General features: G+C 74.8%; 27 protein-coding genes. 8 read left to right on the top strand and 19 right to left on the bottom strand.

Going from position 1 to position 25,753, the window contains the following annotated elements; all coding sequences use genetic code 11:
• Nucleotides 1–61 precede the first annotated feature (61 nt).
• The 4 genes from ABZW10_RS07765 to ABZW10_RS07780 all read right to left on the bottom strand — a co-directional run bounded on the left by ABZW10_RS07765 (nt 62) and on the right by ABZW10_RS07780 (nt 1,993).
• Nucleotides 62–952 carry a hypothetical protein gene (locus tag ABZW10_RS07765; protein WP_355361442.1) on the bottom strand — a complete coding sequence of 297 codons (891 nt, stop codon included), beginning with the start codon at nt 950–952 and terminating at the stop codon, nt 62–64.
• 159 nt (nt 953–1,111) lie between these two features.
• The gene (locus ABZW10_RS07770; RefSeq protein ID WP_355361444.1) at nt 1,112–1,396 is read right to left on the bottom strand and encodes a DUF427 domain-containing protein; all 285 of its coding nucleotides are present in this window, start codon (nt 1,394–1,396) and stop codon (nt 1,112–1,114) included.
• 90 nt (nt 1,397–1,486) lie between these two features.
• Nucleotides 1,487–1,723, bottom strand: a complete 237-nt coding sequence (locus tag ABZW10_RS07775) for a DUF6296 family protein (RefSeq protein ID WP_355361446.1) — start codon at nt 1,721–1,723, stop codon at nt 1,487–1,489.
• A gap of 33 nt (nt 1,724–1,756) precedes the next feature.
• The gene (locus tag ABZW10_RS07780; RefSeq protein WP_355361448.1) at nt 1,757–1,993 is read right to left on the bottom strand and encodes a DUF2277 domain-containing protein; all 237 of its coding nucleotides are present in this window, start codon (nt 1,991–1,993) and stop codon (nt 1,757–1,759) included.
• 159 nt (nt 1,994–2,152) lie between these two features.
• Here ABZW10_RS07780 and ABZW10_RS07785 point away from each other — a divergent pair, with 159 nt between their 5' ends.
• A complete protein-coding gene (locus tag ABZW10_RS07785; protein WP_355361450.1) occupies nt 2,153–3,433 on the top strand; it encodes an MFS transporter in 1,281 nt (426 codons plus the stop codon).
• A gap of 9 nt (nt 3,434–3,442) precedes the next feature.
• On the opposite strand, the gene ABZW10_RS07790 is transcribed toward ABZW10_RS07785, so the two are convergent.
• The 4 genes from ABZW10_RS07790 to ABZW10_RS07805 all read right to left on the bottom strand — a co-directional run bounded on the left by ABZW10_RS07790 (nt 3,443) and on the right by ABZW10_RS07805 (nt 7,801).
• Nucleotides 3,443–3,988 carry a gamma carbonic anhydrase family protein gene (locus ABZW10_RS07790; protein ID WP_355361452.1) on the bottom strand — a complete coding sequence of 182 codons (546 nt, stop codon included), beginning with the start codon at nt 3,986–3,988 and terminating at the stop codon, nt 3,443–3,445.
• 28 nt (nt 3,989–4,016) lie between these two features.
• The gene (locus ABZW10_RS07795) at nt 4,017–5,279 is read right to left on the bottom strand and encodes a serine hydrolase domain-containing protein (RefSeq protein ID WP_355361454.1); all 1,263 of its coding nucleotides are present in this window, start codon (nt 5,277–5,279) and stop codon (nt 4,017–4,019) included.
• Between the two features lie 364 nt (nt 5,280–5,643).
• Complete coding sequence (locus tag ABZW10_RS07800; RefSeq protein WP_355361457.1) at nt 5,644–6,942, bottom strand: serine hydrolase domain-containing protein; 1,299 nt, start codon at nt 6,940–6,942, stop codon at nt 5,644–5,646.
• Nucleotides 6,943–7,234: 292 nt separating this feature from the next.
• Complete coding sequence (locus ABZW10_RS07805; RefSeq protein WP_355361459.1) at nt 7,235–7,801, bottom strand: DJ-1/PfpI family protein; 567 nt, start codon at nt 7,799–7,801, stop codon at nt 7,235–7,237.
• Nucleotides 7,802–8,054: 253 nt separating this feature from the next.
• On the opposite strand from ABZW10_RS07805, the gene ABZW10_RS07810 reads away from it, so the two are divergent.
• Nucleotides 8,055–8,603, top strand: a complete 549-nt coding sequence (locus ABZW10_RS07810) for an alpha/beta hydrolase (protein WP_355361461.1) — start codon at nt 8,055–8,057, stop codon at nt 8,601–8,603.
• A 385-nt stretch (nt 8,604–8,988) separates the two neighbouring features.
• A complete protein-coding gene (locus ABZW10_RS07815; protein ID WP_355361463.1) occupies nt 8,989–10,269 on the top strand; it encodes a glycerophosphodiester phosphodiesterase in 1,281 nt (426 codons plus the stop codon).
• Nucleotides 10,270–10,375: 106 nt separating this feature from the next.
• Here ABZW10_RS07815 and ABZW10_RS07820 read toward each other — a convergent pair whose 3' ends face one another.
• Nucleotides 10,376–12,730 (bottom strand): transglycosylase domain-containing protein, encoded by a 2,355-nt coding sequence (locus ABZW10_RS07820; protein WP_355361465.1) that lies wholly within the window; start codon nt 12,728–12,730, stop codon nt 10,376–10,378.
• A gap of 255 nt (nt 12,731–12,985) precedes the next feature.
• Nucleotides 12,986–14,053, bottom strand: coding sequence for a hypothetical protein (locus ABZW10_RS07825; RefSeq protein ID WP_355361549.1), 1,068 nt, complete (start codon nt 14,051–14,053; stop codon nt 12,986–12,988).
• 145 nt (nt 14,054–14,198) lie between these two features.
• Between ABZW10_RS07825 and ABZW10_RS07830 the strand changes: the two genes are divergently transcribed.
• A complete protein-coding gene (locus ABZW10_RS07830; RefSeq protein WP_355361467.1) occupies nt 14,199–15,215 on the top strand; it encodes an SPFH domain-containing protein in 1,017 nt (338 codons plus the stop codon).
• Nucleotides 15,212–16,126: a hypothetical protein gene (locus ABZW10_RS07835; protein WP_355361469.1), complete on the top strand. Its 915-nt coding sequence runs from the start codon at nt 15,212–15,214 to the stop codon at nt 16,124–16,126. The genes ABZW10_RS07830 and ABZW10_RS07835 overlap by 4 nt, the downstream gene beginning before the upstream one ends.
• Before the next feature lie 25 nt (nt 16,127–16,151).
• Here ABZW10_RS07835 and ABZW10_RS07840 read toward each other — a convergent pair whose 3' ends face one another.
• From ABZW10_RS07840 to map, 3 genes are all read right to left on the bottom strand, one after another.
• Nucleotides 16,152–16,991, bottom strand: coding sequence for a universal stress protein (locus ABZW10_RS07840; protein WP_355361471.1), 840 nt, complete (start codon nt 16,989–16,991; stop codon nt 16,152–16,154).
• Nucleotides 16,984–17,919, bottom strand: a complete 936-nt coding sequence (locus ABZW10_RS07845; protein ID WP_355361473.1) for a universal stress protein — start codon at nt 17,917–17,919, stop codon at nt 16,984–16,986. The genes ABZW10_RS07840 and ABZW10_RS07845 overlap by 8 nt, the downstream gene beginning before the upstream one ends.
• 233 nt (nt 17,920–18,152) lie before the next feature.
• Nucleotides 18,153–18,920, bottom strand: coding sequence for a type I methionyl aminopeptidase (gene map, locus ABZW10_RS07850; protein WP_355361475.1), 768 nt, complete (start codon nt 18,918–18,920; stop codon nt 18,153–18,155).
• A gap of 97 nt (nt 18,921–19,017) precedes the next feature.
• Between map and ABZW10_RS07855 the strand changes: the two genes are divergently transcribed.
• Entirely contained in the window at nt 19,018–19,293 is a 276-nt protein-coding gene (locus ABZW10_RS07855; RefSeq protein WP_355361477.1) for a helix-turn-helix transcriptional regulator, read from the top strand.
• A gap of 52 nt (nt 19,294–19,345) precedes the next feature.
• Here the strand turns inward: ABZW10_RS07855 and ABZW10_RS07860 are convergent, their stop codons facing one another.
• The 5 genes from ABZW10_RS07860 to ABZW10_RS07880 form a co-directional block, all read right to left on the bottom strand.
• The gene (locus ABZW10_RS07860; RefSeq protein WP_355361479.1) at nt 19,346–20,116 is read right to left on the bottom strand and encodes a glucose 1-dehydrogenase; all 771 of its coding nucleotides are present in this window, start codon (nt 20,114–20,116) and stop codon (nt 19,346–19,348) included.
• Between the two features lie 95 nt (nt 20,117–20,211).
• Complete coding sequence (locus tag ABZW10_RS07865; RefSeq protein ID WP_355361481.1) at nt 20,212–20,802, bottom strand: TetR family transcriptional regulator; 591 nt, start codon at nt 20,800–20,802, stop codon at nt 20,212–20,214.
• A gap of 92 nt (nt 20,803–20,894) precedes the next feature.
• Nucleotides 20,895–21,191 (bottom strand): MTH1187 family thiamine-binding protein, encoded by a 297-nt coding sequence (locus ABZW10_RS07870; RefSeq protein ID WP_355361483.1) that lies wholly within the window; start codon nt 21,189–21,191, stop codon nt 20,895–20,897.
• Between the two features lie 72 nt (nt 21,192–21,263).
• Nucleotides 21,264–22,778, bottom strand: a complete 1,515-nt coding sequence (locus tag ABZW10_RS07875) for a SulP family inorganic anion transporter (protein ID WP_355361551.1) — start codon at nt 22,776–22,778, stop codon at nt 21,264–21,266.
• Between the two features lie 83 nt (nt 22,779–22,861).
• Nucleotides 22,862–22,987: a hypothetical protein gene (locus ABZW10_RS07880; protein WP_355361485.1), complete on the bottom strand. Its 126-nt coding sequence runs from the start codon at nt 22,985–22,987 to the stop codon at nt 22,862–22,864.
• A 610-nt stretch (nt 22,988–23,597) separates the two neighbouring features.
• Here ABZW10_RS07880 and ABZW10_RS07885 point away from each other — a divergent pair.
• The gene (locus ABZW10_RS07885; protein ID WP_355361487.1) at nt 23,598–24,125 is read left to right on the top strand and encodes a pyridoxamine 5'-phosphate oxidase family protein; all 528 of its coding nucleotides are present in this window, start codon (nt 23,598–23,600) and stop codon (nt 24,123–24,125) included.
• A gap of 114 nt (nt 24,126–24,239) precedes the next feature.
• On the top strand, nt 24,240–24,728 hold the full coding sequence (locus ABZW10_RS07890; RefSeq protein WP_355361489.1) for a glutathione peroxidase: 489 nt from the start codon (nt 24,240–24,242) through the stop codon (nt 24,726–24,728).
• Between the two features lie 84 nt (nt 24,729–24,812).
• Here ABZW10_RS07890 and ABZW10_RS07895 read toward each other — a convergent pair whose 3' ends face one another.
• Nucleotides 24,813–25,733 carry a LysR substrate-binding domain-containing protein gene (locus ABZW10_RS07895; RefSeq protein ID WP_355361491.1) on the bottom strand — a complete coding sequence of 307 codons (921 nt, stop codon included), beginning with the start codon at nt 25,731–25,733 and terminating at the stop codon, nt 24,813–24,815.
• Nucleotides 25,734–25,753 lie beyond the last annotated feature (20 nt).

Genomic DNA, 25,753 nt, shown 5'->3' on the forward strand with positions numbered 1-25,753 from the left:
AGGCACCGCCCGGCACCGCCCGGTGTCCCCGGGTGGTGCCGGGCCGCCGCGGGTACGCCCGTCAGTCGCCGCGTTGCGGCTCCGGGGCGGGAGCCGCGGCCACCCAGTACCCCGGGTCGGCCGGCGGGCGCTCGCGCAGGTCCTTGCGGACCGCGCGGGCCACCTTGCGGGTGTCGCGCAGGTTGACCGTGGCGCCGATGCCCGCGCCGACCAGCAGCGGGGTCAGCGACGGCAGGCGACGCAGCGAGCTGCGGGTCAGCCGGCGGCGCACCTGCTGGCGCACCTCGCTGCCGAGCGCCATCGCGGTCAGACCGGCCGGTTTGGCGAGCAGCGTGGGATCGATGCCGCGCCGGTCGGCCCAGGCCCCGACGTAGGCACCGGCGCGCTGGGCGGCGGTCCCCTGGACGGCAAAGCCGTAGACCTCGTGCAGTTCGGCGATCAGCTTGATCTCGACGGCCGCGACGGCGATCGTCTCGGCGGCGATCTCCACCGGCATCGCGGGCGGCACCGGGAGCATCGCGGCGGCGCCCACACCGGCGCCGAGTGCGCTGGAGGCCCGGCTCGCTCCGGTGATCAGCAGGTCGGCGAGCTTCTCGGGGTCGGCGGCCCCGGGGTGCTGGGCGCGCAGCGTGGCGAGGTTGCGGACCGGGATGCGCGGGGCGGTCCGGAGCAGCTGCTCGGTGAGGGCCCGGCCGCCGTACGCGGCGCCCTTGGCGGCGGTCCGGCTCCCGGTGCCGAGCCGGCGGGCGATGGCGGTGACCAGCCGGGCGCCGCGACGTCGGCCGCGTTCGACGGCCGCCCGGTACTCGGCGAGCCCGCCGGGGCCGCCCTCGGCGGGCTCGCCGGGTGCGGGGCGTTCGAGTTCCTCGACCAGGCCGGCCAGCTCGTCGGCGACGCGGTCGGGGGTGGGCTCGGGCTGCGCGGGCCGTCCCGGCTTCCTGAAGAGTGCCATGGTGTGGCGGTACCCGGCGGGGTGCGGCGACACGCCCCGGGGGTTGTCCCGGTCCTGCGACAGGACGACGACGGCCGCGTTCCGGTGGCCCGGGCCGTCAGGCCGGGGCCGTCAGGCCGGGGCCGTCAGCCCGGGGCCGTCAGCCCGGGCCGGGCCGGTTCACTCGGTGATCTCCACGCCCCGCCAGAACGCCACCCGGCCGCGGATGTGCTCGGCCGCGGGATCGGGGTCGGCGTAGTACCAGGCCGCGTCCGGGTTGGTCGCGCCGTCGACCTGCAGCGAGTAGTACTCGGCGGTGCCCTTCCACCCGCAGACCGTGGTGGTGTCCGACGGGCGCAGGTACTCGGTGCGCACGGAGTCGGCCGGAAAGTAGTGGTTGCCCTCGACGACGACGGTGTCCTCGCTCTCGGCGACGACGGTGCCCTGCCAGCGTGCTGTGGTCATGTCCGGAGTCTGCCCCACGGGGACGGCGGTGTCACCGGGTCGAAGCCAGGCCGGAGCCGCGGCGGGACCGGGGCGGAGCCGCGGCGGGCGTCAGGGCAGCGGCTGGGCGTGCACCGGGCAGTGCGGTGTCTGGTGGCCGCCGGTGGCGAGCATCCGGACCTCGCCCGCGTCGCTGATCTCGGCCCGCACGATGCCGCTGGGGTCCTCGTACACCGGGTGGCCGCCGGGCCCGGTGGCACTGGTGCGGGCGACCACGACCACGTCCTGCGGGGCCTGGGTGCCGGGGGTGCCCGGGAAGGTGAGTGCGTAACGGGTGACGGGACTCATCACCGACCTCCTGGTGCCTGTTCGACCCGGTCGCTAGGCGGCGGCCCTGGCCGGACGGGCGGAGGAGCCGCGGACCTCCAGCTCCGCGAGCAGCTGGGCGGTGGCCTCCGTGACGGCGTCCACGGCCCGGTCGAAGGCCTCGCGGTTGTGCGCGGCCGGCGCCCGGAAGCCGGACACCTTCCGCACGTACTGGAGCGCGGCCGCGTGGTAGTCCTCCGCCGTGGCGTCGGGCGTCACGGGTGGTCTCAGCGTCTTGATACTGCGGCACATGACCCCAGTCTCCCGCGCTGACGTCCGGGAGGCGACCCCCGTCCGTCACCGGACCGTCCACCGCCCCACACGGGCACGTCATCCGGTCGCACAGGAATTCGGATTAGGATTTCGGCCGGACAATCCCGACTCCTCCCGTTTCTCTCCCGGAGTACCCCCTTGCCTCTCGCGCTGGTCGCCCTGGCCGTCACCGCGTTCGCCATCGGAACCACCGAGTTCGCCGCCATGGGGCTGCTCCCCCAGGTGGCGGACGGCCTGGACGTCTCGATCCCCCAGGCCGGCTGGCTGATCTCGGCGTACGCGCTCGGCGTGGTGATCGGGGCGCCGCTGCTCACCGCGCTCGCCGCCGGACGGCCGCGCAAGGCGGTGCTGGTCGCACTGGCCGCCTTCTTCGCCTTCGGGAACCTGCTCTGCGCGCTCGCCCCCGACTTCTGGACACTGGCCGCCGCCCGGCTGGTCAGCGGGCTGCCGCACGGAGCGTTCTTCGGCGCCGGGGCGGTGGCGGCGGCCGAGCTGGTGGCCCCGGACCGGCGGGCCCGGGCGGTCGCGGTGATGTTCTCCGGGCTGACCCTCGCCAACGTGGTCGGGGTGCCCGCCGCGACACTGCTCGGCCAGCACCTGGGGTGGCGGGCGACCATGCTGGTGGTGGTCGCGATCGGCGCGGCCGGGGCGGTGGCGATCGCCCGGCTCGTCCCGGACCTGCCCTCCCCCGCGCAGGCGGGCCTGCGGCACGAGCTGGGCGCGTTCCGCAGCGGGCAGCTCTGGCTGGCGCTGGCCACCGTGGTCTTCGGCTGCGGCGGCTTCTTCGCCTGCTACTCCTACATCACCCCGCTGCTCACCGAGGTCTCCGGGTACGCGACCGGCTCGGTGACCCTGGTGCTGGCGCTGTTCGGGGTGGGGATGACGATCGGCAACCTGCTCGGCGGGTACGCGGCCGACCGCGCGCTGCGACCGACCGTGTGCGCCGCGTTCCTGCTGCTCGCCGCCGTGCTGGCGCTGTTCGCGGTGACCGCGCGCACCGAGTGGTCGGCGGCGGTGACGGTGGTGCTGGTCGGGCTCTTCGGGTTCGCGATCGTGCCGGCGGTGCAGACGCTCGTGATGCGCGAGGCGCACGGCGCTCCGACGCTGGCCTCGGCGACCGTGCAGGGCGCGTTCAACCTGGCGAACGCCCAGGGCGCGTTCTTCGGCGGACTGGCGCTGGACGCGGGGCTGGGCTGGACCTCGCCACCGCTGGTCGGCTCGGGCCTGGCGGCCTCGGGCGCGGTGATCGCGGTGGCGGCCTGGGCCGCCGACCGGCGGCGGCGCGGGCGGACGCCGACGGTCGTGGTCGCCACCGGAAGCGGAAGCGGTGCGGGCCGTGGCAGCGGCGCGGGCGGCGCCGCGGCCCTGGTGCCCGGGCCCGCGCCGGCCGCGGACGACCGGGTCGGCGCGGGCCGCTGAGGCACCGGCTCAGGCGGAGGCGGCCGGCGGCAGCGGGCGCAGCTCGCGGTGGCCGTCGGCGAGCAGCAGGTAGCCCTCCGCGTTGAACTTGATGCCGGCCCGCTCCTCCTCGGTCAGCTCGCGGCGGACCTTGGCCGGCACCCCGGCGACCAGCGAGCCGGGCGGGACCTCCATGCCCTGCGGCACCACGGCGCCCGCGGCGACCAGCGAGCCCGCGCCGATCCGGGCGCCGTTGAGCACGGTGGCGTTCATCCCGACCAGCACGTCGTCCTCGATCACGCAGCCGTGCAGCACGGCGTTGTGGCCGACCGAGACCCGCTCCCCCATCACCAACGGGAAGCCCAGGTCGGCGTGGAGGGTGCAGTTGTCCTGGACGTTGCTGCCCGCGCCGACCGTGATCGCCTCGGCGTCCCCGCGCAGCACCGCGCCGTACCAGACGCTCGCCCCCGCGCCGACCGTCACGCTGCCCACCACGACCGCGTTCGGTGCGACGAAGGCGCCCGGGTCGACGGCGGGCACCCGGCCCCCGACTTCGGCGATCAGCGGCTCTGCCATCTCTCGTCCTCCTCGTGACGACGGCCCATCAGGTGCGGGCCATGATGGCATCCCCGCCCGGCCGGTCCGGGAGCCGGGTGGCCCCGGTCAGCCGGTGCAGGTCGCGGCGTCGACCAGCTTCCCGTAGGCCTCCCCGGTGGCCCGGGGCAGCTGCTCGCCGTCGCCGTTGATCGAGACCGCGAACTGCCGGCGGAGGTCGGCGGGTGGAGAACACGGCGGTGAAGTAGCCGTAGATGCTTCCGGTGTGGCCCCAGAGCGTGCCGCCGCAGGGCGTGGTCGCCCGCTCCAGGCCGAGGCCGTACCTCCCGCCGCTCTGCGGGGTGACCGTCGTCATCTCCGCGAGCTGCGGCCGGGGCAGCAGCCGCCCGCCGAGCAGGGCCGCGATGAAGGTGTCGAGGTCGGCGGTGGTGGAGATCCCGGCGCCGGCCGCGTCCGCCATGCTCGGGTCCAGCCGCGTGACGTCCGTGGGACCACCGGGGTGCGCGAGGTAGCCGTGCGCGTGCGGACCCGCGATGCCCGTCTCGTGGACGGGCATGGAGGTGCCGGTCAGGCCCAGCGGGCGGATGATCCGGCGCTCCACCTCCTGCTGCCAGCTGCGGCCGGTGGCCCGCTGGACGATCTGTCCGACCACGACGTAGTTGGTGTTGGAGTAGTGGAACTCCTGGCCGGGCGCGAAGTACGGCGGGTGGGCGTTGGCGAGGGCGATCAGCTGCTGCGGCGTCCAGCGGGTCCAGCGGCCGGTGTCCAGCCACTCCTGGACCTCGACGGGGTCCTTCCCGGGGCCGAGGGCCGGATCGTCGGCGAAGTCGAACAGCCCGCTGGTGTGGCTGAGCAGCTGGCGCAGGGTGATGTTCGCACCGTTCGGCACCGCGCCCGGCAGCAGCTTCTCCACCGGATCCTCCAGGCCGAGCCGGCCCTCCGCGACCAGCTGGAGCACGACGGTGGAGACGAAGCTCTTGGTCAGGCTGCCGATCCGGAACCGGCCGTCCGGGGAGGCCGGGGCGCCGGTGGTGATGTCGGCGGTGCCGGCGCCGCCCTTCCACAGGGTGCGGCCGTACTCGCCGACCCGGGCGAGCGAGGCGGTCACGCCGTCGCCCGCGAGCATGCCGCGCACCGAGGCCTCCAGGGCCCTGGTGTCGACGCCCGTCCGCGGGCCCCGGCCGGCGGCGTCCTCCGCCGTGTCCTGGGGACCGGTCACCGTCACCACCGCGGTCGGCGCCGCCGTGCCGAGGGCGCCGGCCGTCGGGGCCGCTACACCCACCAGACCCGCACCCGCAAGCGCGAGCGCCACGACGCGCACCGCCGTCCCGCGCCACCGGCGTTCCGCTCCCGCTCGGGACCGCCCCCGCGCCGCCCCCGGGTCCGCTCCGTGCCCGAACTCCGTCATGCCCATGAACCCTCCCCTGCCCGTTGCCACCGACTCCGGCAACTCCGATGCCAGTCACCAGAACTGACATTCCGACAGATATGGCCGAAAGATCGTCGGCCCACCGTCCGTACCGGCCGCGACTCGGGTACGACCCTCGCACGGCGGTCGCCCCTCGGGTAGGCCGTCGGGCAGGGGATGCCCCCGAGGCCCGCCCGGGGGTGCCCTGGAGACCCACCCCGGAGTGCCCCGGTCCGGGGGCACTCCGGGGTGGGCCGACGGTCCGGGGTCAGTCCCGGCCGAGCGGGGCCGGGGCGTCGCAGGTCGCGGCGGCGACCAGCTTCTCGAAGGCCTTCCTGGTGGGCAGCGGAGTCGAGATGCCACTGCCGTTCATCGACACCGAGAGCTGGCGGCGCAGGTCGGCCGTGCTGTACAGGAAGGTGCTGAAGCCGGGGATGCCGCCGGTGTGGCCCCAGAGCTCACCGCAGTCGGTGGTGGTCCGCTCCAGGCCCAGGCCGTACCCGCCCTGGCTCTGCGGGGTGACCGTCATCATCTCCGCGAGCTGCTGCCGGGGCAGCAGCCGCCCGCCGAGCAGGGCGGTGATGAAGGTGTTGAGGTCGGCGGTGGTGGAGATCCCGGCGCCGGACGCACCTGCCATGCTCGGGTCCAGTTCGGTGACGTCCACGCGGCCGTCGGGCAGGTCGAAGTAGCCGTGCGCGTGCGGGCCGGGGACGGCCGTCTCGTGGTCGGGCATGGAGGTGGCGGTCAGGCCCAGCGGGCGGATGATGCGGCGCTCCACCTCCTGCTGCCAGCTGCGGCCGGTGGCCCGCTGGACGATCTGTCCGGCCAGGATGTAGTCGGTGTTGGAGTAGTGGTAGCCCTGGCCGGGCGGGAAGTACGCCGGGTGGTTGTTCGCCAGCGTGATGAGCTGCTGCGGTGTCCAGCGGGTGTAGCGCCCGTTCACCAGCCACCGTTCGAGGGCGCCGGGCGCTCCGGGATCGAAGGCCTGGTCCTCGGTGTAGTCGAACAGCCCGCTGGTGTGGTTGAGCAGCTGGCGCAGGGTGATGTTCGCGCCGTTCGGCACCGCGCCCGGCAGCAGCCGCTCCACCGGGTCGTCCAGGCCCAGCCGCCCCTCGGCGACCAACTGGAGGACGACGGTGGAGACGAAGGTCTTGGTCACGCTGCCGATCCGGAACCGGCCGGTGGCCGAGGCCGGGGCGCCGGTCGTGTAGTCGGCGGTACCGGCGGCGCCCTTCCACAGCGTGCGGCCGTACTCGCCGACCCGGGCGAGCGAGGCCGAGGCACCGCCGGAGTCGACGATGGCCTGCGCCGCCGCGTCCAGGGCCCTGGGGTCGACACCCTTGCGCGGCCCCCGCGCACCGGTGTCCGGCGTCACCCCGTCCTGGGCGCCGGTCACCGTCACCACCCCGACCGGCCCCGCCGCGCCGAGGGCGCCGGCCGCCGGGGCCGTCACCCCGACCAGGCCCGCGCCGGCGAGCGCGAGCGCCACCAGGCGCGCGGCCGGGCGGCGGCGACGCCCCGCGCCCCCGCGACCGCCCGGATCCGTTCCGCCCCTGTGTTCCGCCATGTCCGTCCACCTTCCCGTGTCCATGCCGAGGGGTGCGTTCAACACCCTTGTGCGTCTCGGCACTTGACACGCTGACAGGTGGCGGCGGCCAGGTCGTCAGCCCACGGTCCAGGTCGGCTCCGACCCTGGACGTACCTTCGAACGGTGGGCCGCTCCCCCTCAAGGATGGGCCACTCCCCCGAGACCGCTCGGGGACACCGGCGGGCAAGGACACCGGCGGGCAAGGACACCGGCGGGCAAGGACACCGGCGCCCCCGCGTCCAGGCGGTCAGGCGTGCAGGCGGTCAGGCGGTCAGGCGACCGGGGCCTTGACCCGCAGCACCTCGATGAACGCCCGCAGCCACGCCGGGTGGTCGGGCCAGGCGCGGGCCGAGACGACCACGCCGTCCACCACCGCCTCGCCGTCCACATAGGTCGCGCCCGCCGCCTTCACGTCCGGCTCCAGGGCCGGGTAGGCGGCGCTGGTCCGCCCGCCGAGCACCCCGGCGGCGGCGGACACCAGCGGGCCGTGGCAGATCTGCGCGACCGGCTTCTCGCCCTCGAAGAAGTGCCGGACGATCCGCTGCACCTCGGGGTCGTTGCGCAGGTACTCCGGGGCGCGTCCGCCCGGGATGACCAGGGCCACGTAGTCGGCCGGGTCGACGTCGGCGAACGCCACGTCGGCGGGCCAGGTGTAGCCCGGCTTCTCGGTGTAGGTGTCGAACCCCTCGACGAAGTCGTGCACCACGAACTGGAGCCGCTTCTTCGCCGGCGCCGCGATGTCGACCTGGTAGCCCTCCTCGCGCAGCCGCTGGTACGGGTAGAACACCTCCAGCGACTCCGCGGCGTCCCCGGTGACGAGCAGGATCTTCGATGCCATCGTCGACATCCCTCCGAAGTGATCGGTCCTCGAACAGTGGAGCAGTGGTACGGACCCCGACCGGCGGGCACCGGTGCGGGACCGCACCAACCTCCCGCACCCGCCCCACCCGCGCAACGGGGCGCACCGGTCAGCCGGCACCCTGTGCGCGCCCCCGCACGCCCCCTGTCGGCGGCGCGCGCCCCCACCAGGGCACACGCCTAGACTCCGTGCTGCCCCATGACCGCGACAGCCCCGAAGGGAGTCCGCCCCGATGTCGGACCGCACCACCTATCTCGTCCTGCCCGGCTACCAGAACTCCGGACCGGCCCACTGGCAGAGCCGCTGGGAGGCGGCCGACCCGGTGGCCTTCGTCCGGGTCCGGCAGCAGGACTGGGACCACCCGGAGCCGGAGGCCTGGGTGGGTCAGGTGGACGCGGCGGTCGCCGAGGCGGCGGTCGACGGGCCGGTGGTGCTGGTGGCGCACAGCCTCGGCTGTGTGACGGTGGCCCGCTGGGCGGCCACCGCGCCGGCCGGACGGACGGCGGCCGTGCGCGGCGCGCTGCTGGTCGCGCCCGCCGACGTCGACCACGCGGACGTGCCCGAGCTGTTCGGCTTCCGCCCGGTGGCGCTGTCCCGGCTGCCGTTCCCGGCCACCGTGGTCGGCAGCACCGACGACCCGTGGGTCACCCCGGAGCGGGCCCGGCGGTTCGCCGGGGCCTGGGGCGCGCGCTACGTCGAGCCCGGCGCCTTCGGGCACCTCAACTCCGACTCCGGGCTGGGCGACTGGCCGCTGGGCCGGGAGCTGCTCGCCGCCCTCTGAGCGGACGGGCGGCGCGGCTCGGGGGCTCGGGGGGCTCGGAGCCCCGGGGGCTCGGGGGCTCGGGGACCAGGGCTCGGGGGCCCGCGTTCATCCCAGGTTCCGGGGATGGGATTGCGTCCACCTCCCGCGCCAGAATCAAACGCAGTGGTCCGCCCACCCCGGACCGGAGGCCGGCCGCGGTGCGTGACCGCGGCCGGCCTCCCCCGTTCCCCGGGGCGGCGAGGCTCCAGCGGCGGCGGGGCCGGACGACGGGTACCGGGCCCGGACGGTAGGTGCGGGAACTTCTCCCGCAGTTCGCCCGACGGCCACCCGGCGGGGCACCACTGCTCCTAGTCTGCGGGCGGCACTCACACCGCGACGCCATCAGCGCGAGCTAGGAGCATCCATGACGTACCGTCCGTCCGACGGCAGCACCCCGGCGCAGTCCCCCGACACCACCGCCTCCTCCCGCCGGTCCTTCCTGCGGGTCACCGGTGCGGCCGGGCTCGGCGCGGCGGCCCTCGCGGCCGGCGCCGGCGAGGCCTTCGCCACCCCCGCCGCCGACGAGCCGGGCGACGAGCAGTACGGTGCCGCCGACGAGCGCGGCGCCGCCCGCCCGACCGGTACCCCCTCGCCGGTGCGCACCGGCACCGGCCTGGACCGCCTGCCGCACCCGCTGATCATCGGTCACCGCGGCGCCCCCGGCTACCGTCCCGAGCACACCCTCGGCTCCTACGACCTGGCGCTGCGGCTGGGCGCGGACGTCATCGAGCCGGACCTCGTCCCCACCAAGGACGGCCACCTGGTGGTCCGCCACGAGAACAACATCGCGGAGACCACGGACGTCGCGGACCACAAGGAGTTCGCGGACCGCCGCACCACCAGGACGATCGACGGCGCCGCCCAGACCGGCTGGTTCACCGAGGACTTCACGCTCGCCGAGCTGCGCACCCTGCGTGCCAAGGAGCGCCTGCCGCAGCAGCGCCAGCGCAACACGCTCTACGACGGCCGCTGGGCCGTGCCGACCTTCCGCGAGGTGGCCGACTTCGCCCGCAAGCGCGGCCGGGAGCTGGGCCGGGACGTCTGGGTCTACCCCGAGACCAAGCACCCCAGCTACTTCCGCTCGATCGGCCTGCCGCTGGAGGAGCGCCTCGCCGACGAGCTGCGCCGCACCGGCCTGGCCGGGCGCAACGGCCGGGCGATCCTGCAGTCCTTCGAGCCGAGCAGCCTGCAGCGCCTCGCCAAGCTGGTCGACAACCCGAAGATCTTCCTGCTCAGCGGCCCGACCAGCCAGCCGTACGACTTCGTGCTGTCCGGCGACAAGCGCACCGTCGCCGACCTGGTGAAGCCCGAGGGCCTGCGCTGGATCGCCTCCTTCGCGCACGGCATCGGCCCGACCACCACCCTGATCGCGCCCGTCGACGCGACCGGCAAGCTGCTGCCGCCGACCACCCTGGTCAAGGACGCGCACACGGCGGGCCTGCTGCTGCACCCCTACACGGTGCGCAACGAGAACTCCTTCCTGCCGCTGGACTACCGCCGGGGCACCGACCCCAACGCGTACGGCGACTCGATCGGCTGGGCGAAGTACCTCTACGAGCTCGGCGTGGACGGCTTCTTCACCGACCAGACGGACAGCACCGTGCTGGCCCGCCAGGACTTCTGGGCGGCCAAGGGCGTGCACTGACGCCAGGCTCCGCCCACGACCGCGCCCCGGAACGTCCGTCGACGTTCCGGGGCGCGGTGCCGTGCGGGGCGCGGTGCGGGGCGCGGTGCCGTGCGGGCGGGCCGGCTCAGCCGTCCTGGTGCTGCTGCTCGGGCTGCGCGGGCTCGCCCTGCTGCTGGTCCGGCTGCTTCGGCGGCTGCTCCTGCTGGGTCGGCTGCGCGGGCTTGGGGTTCGGGCTGGGGTTGCGCGGCGCCCGGGTGGACGGCTGGGGGCGTCCGGGCCAGGACGGCCAGTCGGTCGCGGAGCCGCTGCCCGATCCCGGGCTCGCCGAGGGGTCGCGCTTGGGCGCCGGGTTGGGGATGTAGACGGTCTTGAACTCCTGCTCCGGCATGCCCCGGACGGCGTCGTTCATCGCCATCTGCCAGATCGGTCCGGGGCCGGTCGCGCCGAAGACCTCGTCGAACCACTTGCCGCCGATCCGGATGTTCTTCATCTTCACGCCGCCGGCCGGGCCGCCCAGCCAGACCGAGGTGGCGAGGTTGGCGGTGTAGCCGCTGAACCAGGCGGACTTCTTCTCGTCGGAGGTGCCGGTCTTGCCGGCGATCTGGCGGTCGTCGTCGAGGCCGAGGTCGCGCGCGGTGCCGCCCTTCTCGGTCACCCCGAGCAGCACGGTGTTGATGATGTCGGCGGTGCCCTCGGAGAACACCCGCTCGCACTTGGCGGGGCTGACCGCGACGTCCTTGCCGTCGATCGTCTTGATGGCGCTGATCGCGACCGGCGTGCAGTAGGTGCCGCGGTTGGCGAAGGTCGCGTAGACGTTGGCCATGACCAGCGGGCTCACCTCCTGGGTGCCCAGGCCCAGGGCGGGCAGCTCCTCCAGCGGCTTGCCGCTCGCCTTGGTGAGCACGCCGAGCTTGTTGGCCATCTGCTTGACCGCGCAGAGGCCGATCTCCTGCTCCATCTGCACGAAGTAGGTGTTGACCGAGAGCGCCATCGCCTCCTTGAGCTCGTACGGGCCGACCTCGCCCGTCGACTCGTTGGGGATGGTGCCGCTCTTCTTGCCCTTGTCCAGGTTCTTCCAGGTGCCGTCGCAGGTGCTCATCGTCGGCCAGTCCATCTTGTTCGGCGAGTCGTAGGCCTGGGTGGAGGTGAGCCCGGCCTCCAGGCCGGCGGCGGCCACGATCGGCTTGAAGTTGGAGCCCGGCTGGAAGCCGTTGCCGCCGCCCATCGCCGCGTCCACGTTGTAGTTGACGACCGTCTGGTTCTTCGACGGGTCGATGCCGTACGGGCGGGTCTGGGCCATCGCCAGGATCTTGCCGCTGCCCGGCTCCACCATGGTCATCGCCGCCGACACCTCGTCGGTGACCTTGACCTTCGTGGTCACCGCCTTGAGCGCGGCGGCCTGCTTCGCCGGGTCGAGGGTGGTGTGGATGTACAGGCCGCCCATGTCCCAGAGCTTCTTGCGCTCGGCGGCGGTCTTGCCGAAGACCGGGTCCTGCTTGATCACGTGCTTGACGTAGTCGCAGAAGAAGCCCATGCCCGCGTCGGCGGTGATGCAGCCGTTCTGCGGCGCCTGGTAGTGCAGCACGATCGGCCCGGACTTGGCCTCCTTGGCCTGCTCCGCGGTGAGGTGCTTGTTCTCCACCATCTTGTCGATCACGACGTCACGGCGCTTGCGCGAGGCCTCGGGGTGGGCCTTGGGGTCGAACTGGGAGGGGTTCTGCACCAGGCCGGCGAGGGTGGCCGCCTCGGCGACGGAGAGGTCCTTGGTGTTCTTGCCGAAGTAGCGCTGGGCCGCCGCCTGGATCCCGTACGCCTGCTGGCCGTAGTAGGTGATGTTCAGGTAGTTGGTGAGGATCTGCTCCTTGGTGAGCTCCTCCTCCAGCTTGATGGCGTACTTGAGCTCCTGCACCTTGCGGCCCAGGGTCTTGCGCTGGGCCTCCCGGACCGCCACCTGGTCGTCGCCGGCCTTCTCGACGTTGACGTTCTTCACGTACTGCTGCGTCAGGGTGGAGGCGCCCTGCAGGGCGGTGCCGCTCTCCGCGTTCTTGGTGATGGCCCGCAGGACGCCCTTGAGGTCGACGGCGCCGTGCTCGTAGAAGCGCGCGTCCTCGATGTCCACCTGGGCCTGGCGTATCAGCGGGCCCATCTCCTCCGCGGTGATCACCCGGCGGTCGCGCTCGTAGACCTTGGCTATCTGCTGGCCCTTGGCGTCGAATATCCAGCTGGCCTGGGTCAGCGGCGGGGCCTTCAGGTCGTCAGGGATGGTGTCGAACTCCTCCACGGTGCCCTTCATGCCGAGCCCGAGCGCGCCGGCGGCCGGCAGCGCGATGCCCGCCAGCAGCACGCCCGCGAGGGTGCTGTAGCCGAGGAACTTCACGCCGTGGCCGAGGAGGCCGAGCGGGGTCTCCCGGCGCCGGGGGCGCGGCACCCAGGTGTCGAGGGGCTCCGGGGAGGGCGTGCGGCGGCTTCTCCGTGACATAGTCGGAACACTACGTCCACGAAAACCGCCCGTGGGGCCGGTGTTGGCCAAGCTTTGTCACAAATCGGCGACAGATCGGCGTTGTTGGGCGTGGCATGACCACCGGACCGGAGTCCGGCCCGGTGCGGACGGGGTCGTTCGCCGACGTCCGACCACGGCCGCCGCACCGAAACCGTTCGGGCCCTACCGGCCGTCCGGCCCGTTCGGGCAGCTCCGGCGGCGCGGGCAGTTCCGGCGGCGCGGGCGGCGCCGGGGTCAGCCGTCGCGCTTCTTGCGGCGCAGCCCGAACACCGCGCCCGCCACCGCGAGCAGGAACGCCACCCCGAGCACCCGGTCCCCGGTGCCGGCCTCGGAGGAGCCACCGTCGGCCGAGGAGGACGAGGAGCCCGCCGAGGCGCCCTCCGACGGCGGGGCCGCCGCGCCGGACGACGGCGCCGAGCGGTCCGCGGCCGTCGCGGTCGGGGTGGGCGTGGCGCTCGGCAGCGGCTTGACCGTGTCCGGGAGCTGGTCGTCGTCCAGCGGGGAGCGCCAGACCGGGCTGTCCTTGCCCTCGCTGCCGTAGAGCAGCGCCCGGCCGTCGGCGGTGAAGGTGACCGACTCGCCCTGGCGCTGGAAGGGCGTGGACAGCGGCTCGTCACCGCTCGGCGCGCCGTCCTTCCAGCGGTAGAGGGTGGCCGAGAAGTAGCCGCGCAGCACCAGTCGGGTGCCGTCCGGAGAGAAGGCGCCGTCGGTGATCCACGGGACGTCGGCGATCCGCCGGAAGGTGTTGACGCCGCTCGCCGAGAGCTGCTCGGGGCCCTGGTAGAGGCCGCCGCCGCCCTGCTTCTTGCTCGCGATGTAGGCGCGGCCGGTCACCGGGTGGACCATCAGCGCCTCGGCGTCGCGCGGGCCGTCCTCGTAGCGGACCCGGTAGCGGGTCACCTGCACCGTCTGGTCGCGGAGTTCGGCGGGCTCGGCGAAGGCGTAGATCCAGACCTCGGGCCACTTGCCGCCGAGGTTGTCGCCGATGTCGCCGACGTAGAGCCGGCCGTCCGGGCCGAGCGAGATCGCCTCGACGTCGCGCGGCTCGATGCCGCGCAGGGTGACGGTGGCGACGGTGCGGCCCTGGGAGTCGACGGCGTAGACGTACGGGCCGTCGTCGCTGTCGTTGTGCGTCCAGTAGACGCCGGGGTGCTGCCGGCTGGCCGCGAGACCGCTGGACTCGGTGATCCGCGGGTCGCCGATGGTGAACGCCTGGCCGCCCGGGTCGGCCGCGCGGGCCGGCGGGGCGCCGACCGTGGCGGTGGCGGCGACCGCGGCGGTCGCGCAGGCGGCGGCCAGCAGGGCCGCGGGGAGCCTCGTCGTTCGCGTCCTCAGCACCGGTCGATCCTCCCACGGCCGTGGCGGCGGGACCGGACCGACCTTTTTCGTCACCTTGACGAAAATAGCGGGCGACCAATATCGTCATCACGACGATAAGGAGTCGCTCATGGCCGACATCACCAAGCGCTTCGGGCTGCGCCACCTGCGCGCCCGGCCCACCGCCCACATCCGCCACGTCCGGCACGGCCGCCTCGCCCACGACGGCACCGGCCTCGCCTTCTGGTTCCGCCCGCTCACCGCCGCGCTCTCCGAGGTCCCGGTCGACGACCGCGAGCTGGCCATGCTCTTCCACGCCCGCACCGCCGACTTCCAGGACGTCACCGTCCAGGGCACCCTCACCTACCGGATCACCGACCCGGCCACCGCCGCCGCCCGCGTCGACTTCGGCATCGACCCCCACACCGGCGCCTGGCGCTCCGCCCCGCTCGACCAGCTCGCCACCCTGCTCACCGAGACCGCCCAGCAGCACGCGCTCGGCCTGCTCGCCCGCACCCCGCTGGCCGCCGCGCTGGCCGACGGCGTCACCGCCGTCCGCGAGCGGATGGCCGCCGGGCTCGCCGCCGAGGCGCGGCTGGCCGAGACCGGGCTCGCCGTGATCGCCGTCCGGGTGGTCGCCCTGCGCCCCGAACCGGAGGTGGAGCGCGCGCTGCGCACCCCCGCCCGCGAACTGGTCCAGCAGGAGGCCGACCGGGCCACCTTCGAACGGCGCGCCGTCGCCGTCGAGCACGAGCGCGGCATCGCCGAGAACGAGCTCGCCAACCGGATCGAACTCGCCCGGCGCGAGGAGCAGCTGATCACCCAGCAGGGCGCCAACAGCCGGCTGCAGGCCGAGGACGAGTCCGCCGCCGACCGGATCCGCACCGACGCCGAGGCGCAGCGCCGCACCCGGCTGGCCGGTGCCGAGGCCGAAGCGGCCCGTGCCCTGGGCGAGGCCAAGGCCGCCGCCGAGGCCGCCTGGCTGGCCGCCCACCAGCAGGCCGACCCGGCCGTGCTGCGGGCGCTCGCGCTGATGCGCCTCGCCGAGCACCTGCCGCGGATCGACAGCCTCACGCTCACCCCGGACGTGCTCACCGGTCTGCTCGCCAAGCTCGGCGCGACGGGCGCCGAGGGGGCCGGGCGGTGACGCTCGCGCCCCGGGTGGTCCTGGTGCACCGCCGCACCGAGTACCAGGAGCTGCTCGCCCATCACGGCACGCCCGGCCAGGCGGCGTACTTCCTGAGCAGCCGGAGCCGGTCGGTGGAGGAGATCGAGCTGCGCCACCGGCGCCAGGAGCTGGCGCTCGCCGAGGCGGCCGGCGCAGTGCCGCTGGACTGGCGGCGCACCCGGGTCGAACGTGCCGACCTGCCGCGGTTCCTGTTCGAGCCGCAGGACGTGGTGGTCGTGGTCGGCCAGGACGGGCTGGTCGCCAACGTCGCCAAGTACCTGGCCGGGCAGCCGGTGATCGGCGTGGACGCGGAGCCCGGACGCAACCCGGGCGTCCTGGTCCGGCACCGCGCGCACGACCTCGCCCGGCTGCTGCCGGCCGCCGTCGGCCCGGGCGCCGAGCGGCGCACCGAGGAGCGGACCATGGTCGAGGCGGTGGCCGACGACACCCAGCGGCTGCTCGCGCTCAACGAGGTGTACATCGGCCAGCCCGGCCACCAGACGGCCCGCTACCGGCTGGCGGTCGAGGAACGGCCGGGCGGAGCCGACGCCGGTGAGCCGCAGGCCTCATCCGGCGTGCTGGTGGGCACCGGGACGGGCGGTTCCGGCTGGTGCCGCTCGGTCTGGCTGGAACGCGGCGGGCCGCTCCCCCTGCCGGGGCCGGGCGCCCCGGCGCTCGCCTGGTTCGTGCGCGAGGCCTGGCCCTCCCCTGCCACCGGCACCGCGCGGGTGTACGGCCTGCTCGACGCGGGCCGGCGGCTGGTCCTGACGGTGGAGTCGGACCGGCTGGTGGCCTTCGGCGACGGGGTCGAGGCCGACGCGCTGGAGCTGGCCCGGGGCCAGAGCGTCCGGGTGGGCGTGGCCGCCACCCGACTGCGGCTGCTGGCGTGAACCCCGGGCCGGCTCCCGCGTGTCATCACTCCGCCGTGCGTTCCTCCGGATGGCGGACGACGACGACCGGGCAGTGGGCGTGCTGGATCATCGCCTGGCTGGTGGAGCCCAGCAGCAGGCCCGCGAAGCCGCCGCGGCCGCGGGCGCCGACCACCAGCAGCTGCGCCTCCCGGCTCGCCTCGATCAGTGCCGGGCGGGTCTGCGCCTCGAAGACCTCGGAGCGCAGCTCGACGTCCGGGTACTTCTCCCGCCAGCCGGCCAGCGCCTCGGCGAGCACCCGCTCCTCCTGGTCGGGCCAGCTGGTGCTCGGGTGCGCGATGTGCAGGGCGGTCAGCGGGGCGCGGCGGGCGGAGGCCTCGGCGAAGGCGAAGCCGAGCGCCTCGGCGCCCACCCCGCTGCCGTCCACCGCCACCAGCACGGGCCCCTCCGGGTCCGGCCGGCCGCGGACGATCAGCACCGGGCAGTCGGCGTGCGCGGCCAGGTGGACGGCCACCGAACCGATCAGCAGGGCGCCGAACCGGCCGAGCCCCCGGCTGCCGACCACCACCAGCCCGGCCTCCCGCGACCAGCGGGCCAGCACGGTCAGCGGCTCGCCGGTGACCAGCTCGGTGGCGATGTCGAGGCGCGGGTCCAGTGCCTCGGCGCGGGCCCGGGCGTCCGCCAGGATGCCCTCCGCCTGGTGCCGCAGCCCGCCCTCGGGCGGACCGTCCTGCGCCGGCCCGAGCGGGACGTGCATCAGCGGCCAGATGAACGCGTGCACGATCCGCAGCCGGGTGCCGCGCAGCCGCGCCTCGCGGACGGCGACGTCGACGGCGGCCAGGCTCTCCTCCGAGCCGTCGACGCCCACCAGCACCTGGTCACGCATCGCCGGCCTCCTGCTCCTGCTGCTCCTGCTTCTCGTCCCGCTCGTAGGGGACGACGGCGACCGGACAGGGCACGTGGTGCAGGACGGCGTGCGCGACGGCGCCGATGTGCGCGCCCAGCGGCGAGCGGCGGACCCGCCGTCCGATCACCACCAGCTCCGCTCCCGCCGCACGGTCGGCGAGCACCTTGGCCGGGCGGGCGTTCACGGCCTCCTCGGTGACGGCCACCCCCGGGTGCTTCTCCCGCCAGGGCTGCACCACCCGGGTCAGCTCGCCCTTCGCGTACACCAGCATCTCGCCGGTGACGTCGACGCTGGCCGCGATGCCCGCGTACTGGTAGGTCGCCGGCAGCGTCCAGGAGTACACGGCGCGCAGCGGCAGCCCGCGCCGCTCGGCCACCTCGAAGGCGTGCGCCAGCACCGCGTCCGCTCCCTCGAAGGGGTCGACGCCGACCACCACCTCGCGCGGGCCGGCCGCTTCCTCCCCGTCCTCCCCCCGCCGGACCAGCACCACCGGGCAGTCCGTCCGGGCCAGCACCCGCTGGCTCACCGAGCCGACCAGGAACCCGGCCACCGCGCCGAACCCGCGCGAGCCCAGCACCAGCAGCTCCGCCGGCGCGCCGTCCGGCTCCTGCGCCCCGCTCACCTCGTCGACCAGCGCCCGCACCGGGTCGGTCGGCACCTGGACGGCCTGCACGGTCAGCTCCGGCCAGCGCTCCCGCACCCGCAGCTCGGCATCACGCAGCGTGACGTCCGCCTGCCGGCGCGCCAGATCCACCGTCCCGAGCACCGCGAGCGGCGTCACCACCGTCGGCCAGGCGAGCACCACCTTCAGCGGCAGCCCGCGCCGCGCGGCCTCCTCCGCCGCCCAGTCCAGCGCGGCAAGGCTCTCGGGCGAACCATCGACACCGACGACGACGGACCTTGTCATGACGACCTCCGGCAGTTCTCGAACAGGATGCGGCCGGACGGGGTGGAAGCCCGGCCGCAACCACCACCCTTCCCGCCCCCTCCCAGTCCACCCAGAGTCCAAGGTCCCCGCCACCCGGCTGACGGTCCCGCGATCCCCTGCCGCCCCGTCGCCGCGTCCTCACGTGCAGGAGCATTCGGAAGCCTTGCCACAAACCTGGTGTCCCGCGAACGATCCCGCGCGCAGCGGGCGGCTCAGGGGAGGGTGAGGATGCGGGGGCCGGCTTCGGTGATGGCGACGGTGTGCTCGATGTGGGCGGCGCGGGTGCCGTCGGTGGTGCGGAGGGTCCAGCCGTCGGGGTCGGTGGTGTGGGTGTCGGTGCCGCCGGCGATGAGCATGGGTTCGATGGCCAGGACCAGGCCGGGCTTGAGGGGGAAGCCGCGGCCGGGGCGGCCCTCGTTGGGGAGGTGCGGGTCCTCGTGCATGCGGCGGCCGATGCCGTGGCCGCCGTAGCCCTCCAGGAGGCCGTAGCGGGCGGTGCGGGCGACGGTGCCGACGGCGTGGGCGATGTCGCCGGTGCGGTGGCCGACCACGGCGGCGGCGATGCCGGCCTCCAGGGCGCGGCGGGTGGTGTCGATCAGGCGGACGTCCTCGGGGCGGGGCGTGCCGACGGTGAAGCTGACGGCGGCGTCGCCCGCCCAGCCGTCCAGGACGGCGCCGCAGTCGATGCTCACCAGGTCGCCGTCGCGCAGCCGGTAGCCGTTCGGGATGCCGTGCACCACCGCGTCGTTGACGGAGGCGCAGATGACGGCCGGGAACGGCACCGGGGCGAAGGACGGCCGGTAGCCGAGGAACGGCGAGGTCGCCCCGGCCTTCCGCAGCACGTCGTGCGCCACCTCGTCCAGTTCCAGCAGGCTCACCCCGGCACCCGCCGCCCGCTCGACCTCGGCCAGCGCCGTGGCGACCACCCGCCCGGCCTCCCGCATCGCGGCCAGCGCCGCCTCCGACTTGAACTCCACCATGAGGTCCTCCGACCAACCGGCTCCAATTCTTATACCGGTATTTGTATCACGGTCGGGATGGTGCCGACGGCAGGACCCGTGGCCTACCATCGGGGGCATGGTGAGGACTCCGCTGACCCCCGGGGAACGCGAGCGCGGCGAGCGCTTCGGTGTGCTGCTGCGCGAGGCGCGGGGCGGGCGCAGCATGGTCGAGGTGGCGGCGGCGGCCGGCGTCTCGGCCGAGACACTGCGCAAGATCGAGACCGGGCGGGCGCCGACGCCCTCGTTCTTCACCGTCGCGGCGCTGGCGTACGCGCTGGGGCTCTCGCTGGACGAGCTGGCCACCGCCTGCGCGGATCCGGCCGAGGACGAGGACGAGGCGCTGTCGGCCTGAGCCGGCGGGGGCCGGTGGCGCCCCGGGTGGGGAGGCCACCGGCCGGCGGCGGTCAGGCGGTGACGCCGCCGTCGAGGACGAGGTCGGCGCCGACGGTGTAGGCCGACTCCTCCGAGGCCAGGTGGAGGACGGCCGCGGCGACCTCCTCGACGGCACCGGCGCGGCCGACCGGGATGCTGTCCTTCATCCGGTCCGCCTTGTCGGAGTCGCTCTCGCCGGGCTGGGAGGACATCGTGGTGTTGATCGGGCCGGGGCTGACCAGGTTGATCCGCACGCCCTCGGCGATGTGGTCGCGGGCGGCGGCACGGGTCAGGGTGGCGACGGCGGCCTTGGAGACGGCGTAGGCGCCGACGTTCTCGAGCCGCCGGTGGGTGCCGAGGTTCGAGGAGATGTTGACGATCGCCCCGCCGCCGTTGGCGCGCAGGTGGGCGATCTGGTGCTTCATCGCGTACCAGGTGCCGGTGAGGTTGATGTCGATCAGCCGCTGCCACTCCTCCTCCGCGACGTCGGCGATCCGGCCGACGCCGCCGAAGACGCCGGCGTTGTTGACCGCGACGTCCAGGGCGCCGAACCGCTCGACGGTCTCGCGGACCAGGCGGGCGGCGTCGGCGGTGTCGGACACCGAGCCGGTCAGGGCGACGGCGGTGCCGCCCTCGCGCTCGATCAGGGCGACGGTCTCGGCGAGCGCGCTCGCGGTGCGGCCGGCGACGGCGACGCGGGCGCCCTCCCCGGCGAAGGCGAGGGCCACGGCTCGGCCGATGCCGCTGCCGCCACCGGTGACCAGGACGGACTTGCCGGTGAAGCGGGTGGTGCTGCGGGTCATGCGAATGCTCCTCGATCGGAGGTCTATATTGACCGTTCGGTTCAGAATGGAGACAGCAAAAAACACACCAGCAGAAGAACAGTGGAGCGGACCGGTCAGCCCAGCAGGGCGAGGGCCTGCCCGGCGGCGTCCCGCAGCCGGGCCGAGCCGTCGCCGGCCTTGCCGATCACCCGCATGCCCTGGAACAGCACCAGCAGCATCCGGGCGATCGCGTGCGGGTCGCGGTCCTCGGACAGTTCGCCCTGGGCCTGCGCCCGGACCAGCGCCGTGGTCAGGACCGTCTCCAGGTGGGCCAGGTTGGCCTCCACCCGGCGGGCGGCGTCCGGGTCGTGCGGGGCCAGCTCCACCGCGGTGTTGGTGACGAAGCAACCGCGCCGCCGCCCGCCCTCGCCGTCCGTGGCGGACTCGCCGGCGAAGCGGAGGACCAGGGCACGGACGGCCGGCAGCACCGGGCCGGGCTGCGACAGCTCGGCCAGCAGCGCGGGTTGCTGCTGGCGGCCGTAGCGCTCCAGCGCGCGCAGGTAGAGCTCCCGCTTGCTGCCGAAGGTGGCGTAGACACTGGCACGGGCGATCCCGAGGTGCTCGACCAGGTCGGCCATCGAAGTGGCCTCGTAGCCGCGCTCCCAGAACAGTTCCAATGCCGACTGGAGCGCCGCGTCCGGGTCGAATTCCTTGGTTCGCGCCATGCCTGAAAGGTAGTCGTTTCCAGATCGATCGGTCAAGAAAGAAAATCGGCGGTTCGGCCCGCCCCGACGGCGGGGCGGGCCAGCCGGGCGGCTCAGCCCCCGGCGAGGTGGCGTTCCACCGAGGCGACCTTGCGGGTCAGACCGTCGGTGACCCCGGCCCGGTCGTCGATCTTGATGACGGTGCTCACCCGGTTGCTGTAGGCCTTGACCGCCTCGATCGCCTCCCGGATGACCGGCATCACCTCGTCCCACTCCCCCTCGATGCTGGTGAACATCGCGTCCGTACGGTTGGGCAGCCCGCTCGCGCGGACCACCCTGACGGCCGCGGCGACCGCCTCCCCGACGTCCTCGCCGACCCCGAGCGGGGTGACCGAAAAGGCTGCGATCACGGCTGCGTCTCCTCCCAGTACGGCTCCCCGGGCGGCCCGGGGAGCCGGCGGGCCACCAGGCTAGCGAGTCGGTCAGACCACGGTCGGCAACGGCGGGTCGACCGCCAGCGGGGCGGAGCTGCGCGCCCGGTGCTGCGCCGCCCAGGCGGCCAGGGCGACCGTGCAGGCGTGGTCCAGGTGGCGCAGCCCGGACCAGTCGAGTTCAACCGGGCGGTCCGCCGGGAGGCGTTCGAGGGTGTCCAGCAGCCGGGGCAGCCGCAGGAAGGTGGCGTTGCCGCTCAGCCGCACCCGCAGGGGCGCCTCGGCGGCGCCGGGGGCGGTGGGCGGCTCCTCCACGGCGATCTGCAGGTGGGAGGTCTGCCAGGCGGACTTGGCCACGGCGAGGCCGATGCCGATCAGCACCCCCTCGAACAGGTCGGTGGTGACGACCGAGACGGTGGTGACGGCGAGCACCGCCGCCTCGCCCCGGTGGTCGCGGCAGAGCGCGACGATCCGCCGCACCGGGATGAGCTTGGCGCCCGCGTGGACCAGGACGGCGGCCAGCGCGGTCAGCGGGACCAGCCCGAGCACGCCCGGCAACAGGGCGGTGAACAGCAGCAGCCAGCCGCCGTGCAGCACCCGGGAGGCCTTGGTGCGGGCGCCGGCCTGGACGTTGGTCGCACTGCGGACGATCACGGCGGTCATCGGGAGCGCGCCGAGCAGACCGCAGAGGGCGTTGCCGACGCCCTGGGCGGCGAGTTCGCGGTCGTAGTGGGTACGCGGTCCGTGGTGCATCCGGTCGACGGCGGCGGCGCTGAACAGGGTCTCGGCGGAGGCGATCAGGGTGAAGGCGAGGACGGTGCCGACGCCGGCCGTGGTGGCCAGGGCGCCGAGCGCGGCGTGGTCGGGCAGCCGGATCACGTCGAGCAGCCCGGCCACCTCGACCCGGGCCACCGGCAGGTCGGCGACGGCGGTGACGGCGGCGGCCAGGCCGACGGCGCCGAGCGGGCCGGGCAGCGCGCGGGCGAGGCGCGGCGGCAGGTACTTCCAGGCGATCAGCACCAGCAGGGTGGCGATGCCCAGCGCCACCGCGCTCGGCCGGGCGGCTCCGGTGGCGGCGTCGCGCAGCAGCGCGGGCAACCCGGCGATCTTCTCCGGCCCGGTGCCGGGGGCGCGCCGGTCGGCGAGCGCGTACAGCTGGCCGAGCACCAGGGTCAGGCCGATGCCGGCCAGCATGCCGTGCACCACGGAGGCCGACATGGCACGGAACCAGCGGCCCAACCGCAGTGCGCCCATGACGAGTTGGAGCAGTCCGGTGAGCAGCACCAGGACGCCGAGGGCGCCCGCGCCGTACTGCTGGACGGCTTCGTGGACGAGGACGGTCAGACCGGCGGCCGGGCCGCTGACCTGCAGGCTGCTGCCGGGCAGCGCGCCGACCACCAGGCCGCCGACGATGCCGGTGACCAGGCCGAGTTCGGCGGGCACCCCGGAGGCGACGGCGACGCCGACGCAGAGCGGGAGGGCGACCAGGAAGACCACCAGGGAGGCGGGCAGGTCGTACCGCCAGGGGACGGCGCGCAGGACGGCGGCCGGGCCGCGGTGGCGCAGCGTCCGGCGGGGGCGGGCGCGACCGGGCGGGGCGCTGCGGTGCGGGGCGGCGGGCGGGCGCTTGCGCCCGCGGGGCAGGCCGTTCACCGGCGCACCCCCGGCGGCGCGATACGGGCGGCGGGCGTGGTGGCGGGCAGGACGGCGGGTGTGGTGGTGGGCATGATGGTGGGTGCGGCGGGGCAGGCGGGCAGGGCACGGCGTCGAGGCATCGGGAGATTCCTTCCGCGCACCGGCACGGCGGCGCGCCGCGGGCGGCGCATCGCTGCGGGTGCGTTGCTGCGGGTGCGTTGCTGCTGAAGGCTGCGGTGCTGCGGTGGCGGCTGGGACGCGCGGGACGGGCCGGCCGGCGCGGCGTGCGTGCTGCACGGGACCCGACAGCCGGAGTTCCCCCGATCCCCGGAATGTCCCGAACCCCCTTGCCGTGACCCCCTGTTGAACATGGCAACCATGACGGGCCCGGCGTGCCACCGACGGTACCCAGCGTCCCGGAACACGCCAACCTCGCACACCGAACCTCCACCCGGGCAGCACACCAAGCGCGCTTCCGGGCCGGAATCCCGGCCTCGGACGGGTACGCACGTTCGCCCGTCGAGCATGCGGCCGACACCCCGGCGGTCCCGCCCCGCGGAGCCGGAGGAGGACCCCGGCCTCCCCCAGCACTCCGCGAGCCCGCCCCGGGCACTCCGCGAGCCCGCCCCGCCCACCGCCGCGGTCCCGCTCGGCGGCACGCGTTCCACCCCCGGGCAGTGCGGGTACGTACCAAGGAACCGCCCGCGCGCGACGTGCGCGCGCGGGCCATCCTGCCCGGGAGGCCCCACCGTGTCCTTCGCGATGACCCGCGCCGAGTGCGAGCGCTTCCTGGCCGGCGTGCACGTCGGCGTCCTGTCCGTCGCCGAGGCGGAGCCCGGCGCGGCCCCGCTCACCGTGCCGATCTGGTACTCCTACCGGCCCGGCGGGCTGATCACCGTGCTGACCGGGCGGAACTCCGTCAAGGCGCGCCGGATCCGGACGGCCGGCCGGTTCACGCTCTGTGCCCAGCAGGAGGAGACACCCTGCCGCTACGTGAGCGCGGCCGGGCCGGTGGTGGCGATCGAGGACCGGGTCGACCCGGACGAGCGCGCCGCGCTGGCCCACCGCTACCTGCCGCCGGCCACCGCCGCCGCCTACCTGCTGGCCACCGCCGAGCAACTGACGGCCGACGTCACCGTCCGGATGCGGCCCGAACGGTGGCTCAGCGCCGACTTCGCCCCCGTCACCGAGCAGATAGCCCTGCTGGAGCGGTCGGCCGCCGAGCACTCCCCCTCCCGTCGGCGCGCGCCGGAACACCCGCCGTCCGGGCGCGGTTGAGCAGGTGGGCGGCACCCGGCGGGGTACCGTACCCGCGCGGGCCCGCCCGCCACGGCAGCACCGCCGACCAGCCCCGACCCACCACCGACGACCTCCTCCGAAGGGGACCCCACCGTGAGCCTGTACGACATCCCGCTGCGCACGCTGTCCGGCGAGGCCGCCTCGCTCGCCGACTACAAGGGCAAGGCGCTGCTGATCGTCAACGTCGCCTCCAAGTGCGGCCTGACCCCGCAGTACGCCGGCCTGGAGCGGCTCCAGGAGCGGTACGCCGAGCGCGGCTTCACCGTGCTGGGCTTCCCCTCGAACCAGTTCGCCGGGCAGGAGCCGGGCAGCGCCGAGGAGATCCAGACCTTCTGCTCCACCACCTACGGCGTGACCTTCCCGCTGTTCGAGAAGACCGATGTGAACGGCGAGGACCGGCACCCGCTGTACGCGCGGCTGACCGAGAAGGCCGACGCCGAGGGCCAGGCCGGGGACATCTCCTGGAACTTCGAGAAGTTCGTCCTCGGACCGGACGGCACCGTGGCCGCCCGGATCCGCCCGCGCACCGAGCCGGAGTCCGACGAGGTGATCGCCGCGATCGAGGCCGTGCTGCCCAACTGAGCAGCCGCGTGACGGGGCCCGGGGCCGCAGGACGCGCCCCGGGCTCCGCGCGTACCTCGCGCCTCGCACCTCGCACCTCGCACGCTAGAGCAACAACCGCGTCCCCGGCGGGAGTTCGCCGTCCCGCGCGGCGTCGTGCAGATGCGCCAGCAGGGTCGCCCGCAGGGCCTCGGCCGCGCGGGTCGGCGGCACCTCGTGGCCGTGCGCGACGGCGATGGTGCGCCCCAGGCCCGGGCCGGCGAACGGGGTCACCGCGAGCCCCGAACGGTGGGCGACCATGCCCGGCAGCACGGCCGGCCCGAGCCCGGCCCGCACGAAGCCGAGCACCGCGTCCATCTCCCCGCCCTCGACGGCGAACTCCGGCTCGAAGCCGGCCTCCCGGCAGGCCGCCAGGGTGGCCTCCCGCACGTCGTAGCCCTCCCGGAACATCACCAGCGGCCGACCGCGCAGCTCCGCCACCCGCACCGTGCGCCGGGCCCGCCGCTCCGCCGAGACCAGCACCAGGTCCTCGTGCAGCAGCTCGGTGACGGCCAGCGCCGGCGCGGCCTCCCCGCGCGGCGGGGTGATGATCAGCGCGAGGTCCAGCTCCCCCGCCGCCAGCGAGCGGACCAGGTCCCGCGAGCCGCCCTCGCGCACCACCAGCGCCACGCCCGGGTAGCGGTCCCGGAACACCCGCAGGACGTCCGGCACCAGGCTGGTGCACAGGCTCGGGGGCGCTCCCAGTCGCACCCGGCCCCGGCGCAGCTGCACGGTCTCCTGGACGGCGAGGCGGGCGCTCTCGGTGTCCGCGAGGATGCGCCGGGCGAGCGGCAGCAGGGCGTCGCCGGCATCGGTCAGCGCGATGTTGCCGCGGGTGCGGTGGAACAGCTCCGCACCCAACTCCCGCTCCAGCGACCGGATCTGTTGCGAGAGCGACGGCTGGGCGACATGCGCCGCCTCGGCCGCGCGGGTGAAGTGGCGGGTCTCGGCGACGGCCACGAAGTAGCGGAGTTGCTGGAGCTGCACCCAGCCAGGATAGGCCGCAT

Origin of the sequence: Kitasatospora sp. NPDC004723 (genome assembly GCF_040609255.1) — a bacterium.
Taxonomy (GTDB): Bacteria; Actinomycetota; Actinomycetes; order Streptomycetales; family Streptomycetaceae; genus Kitasatospora.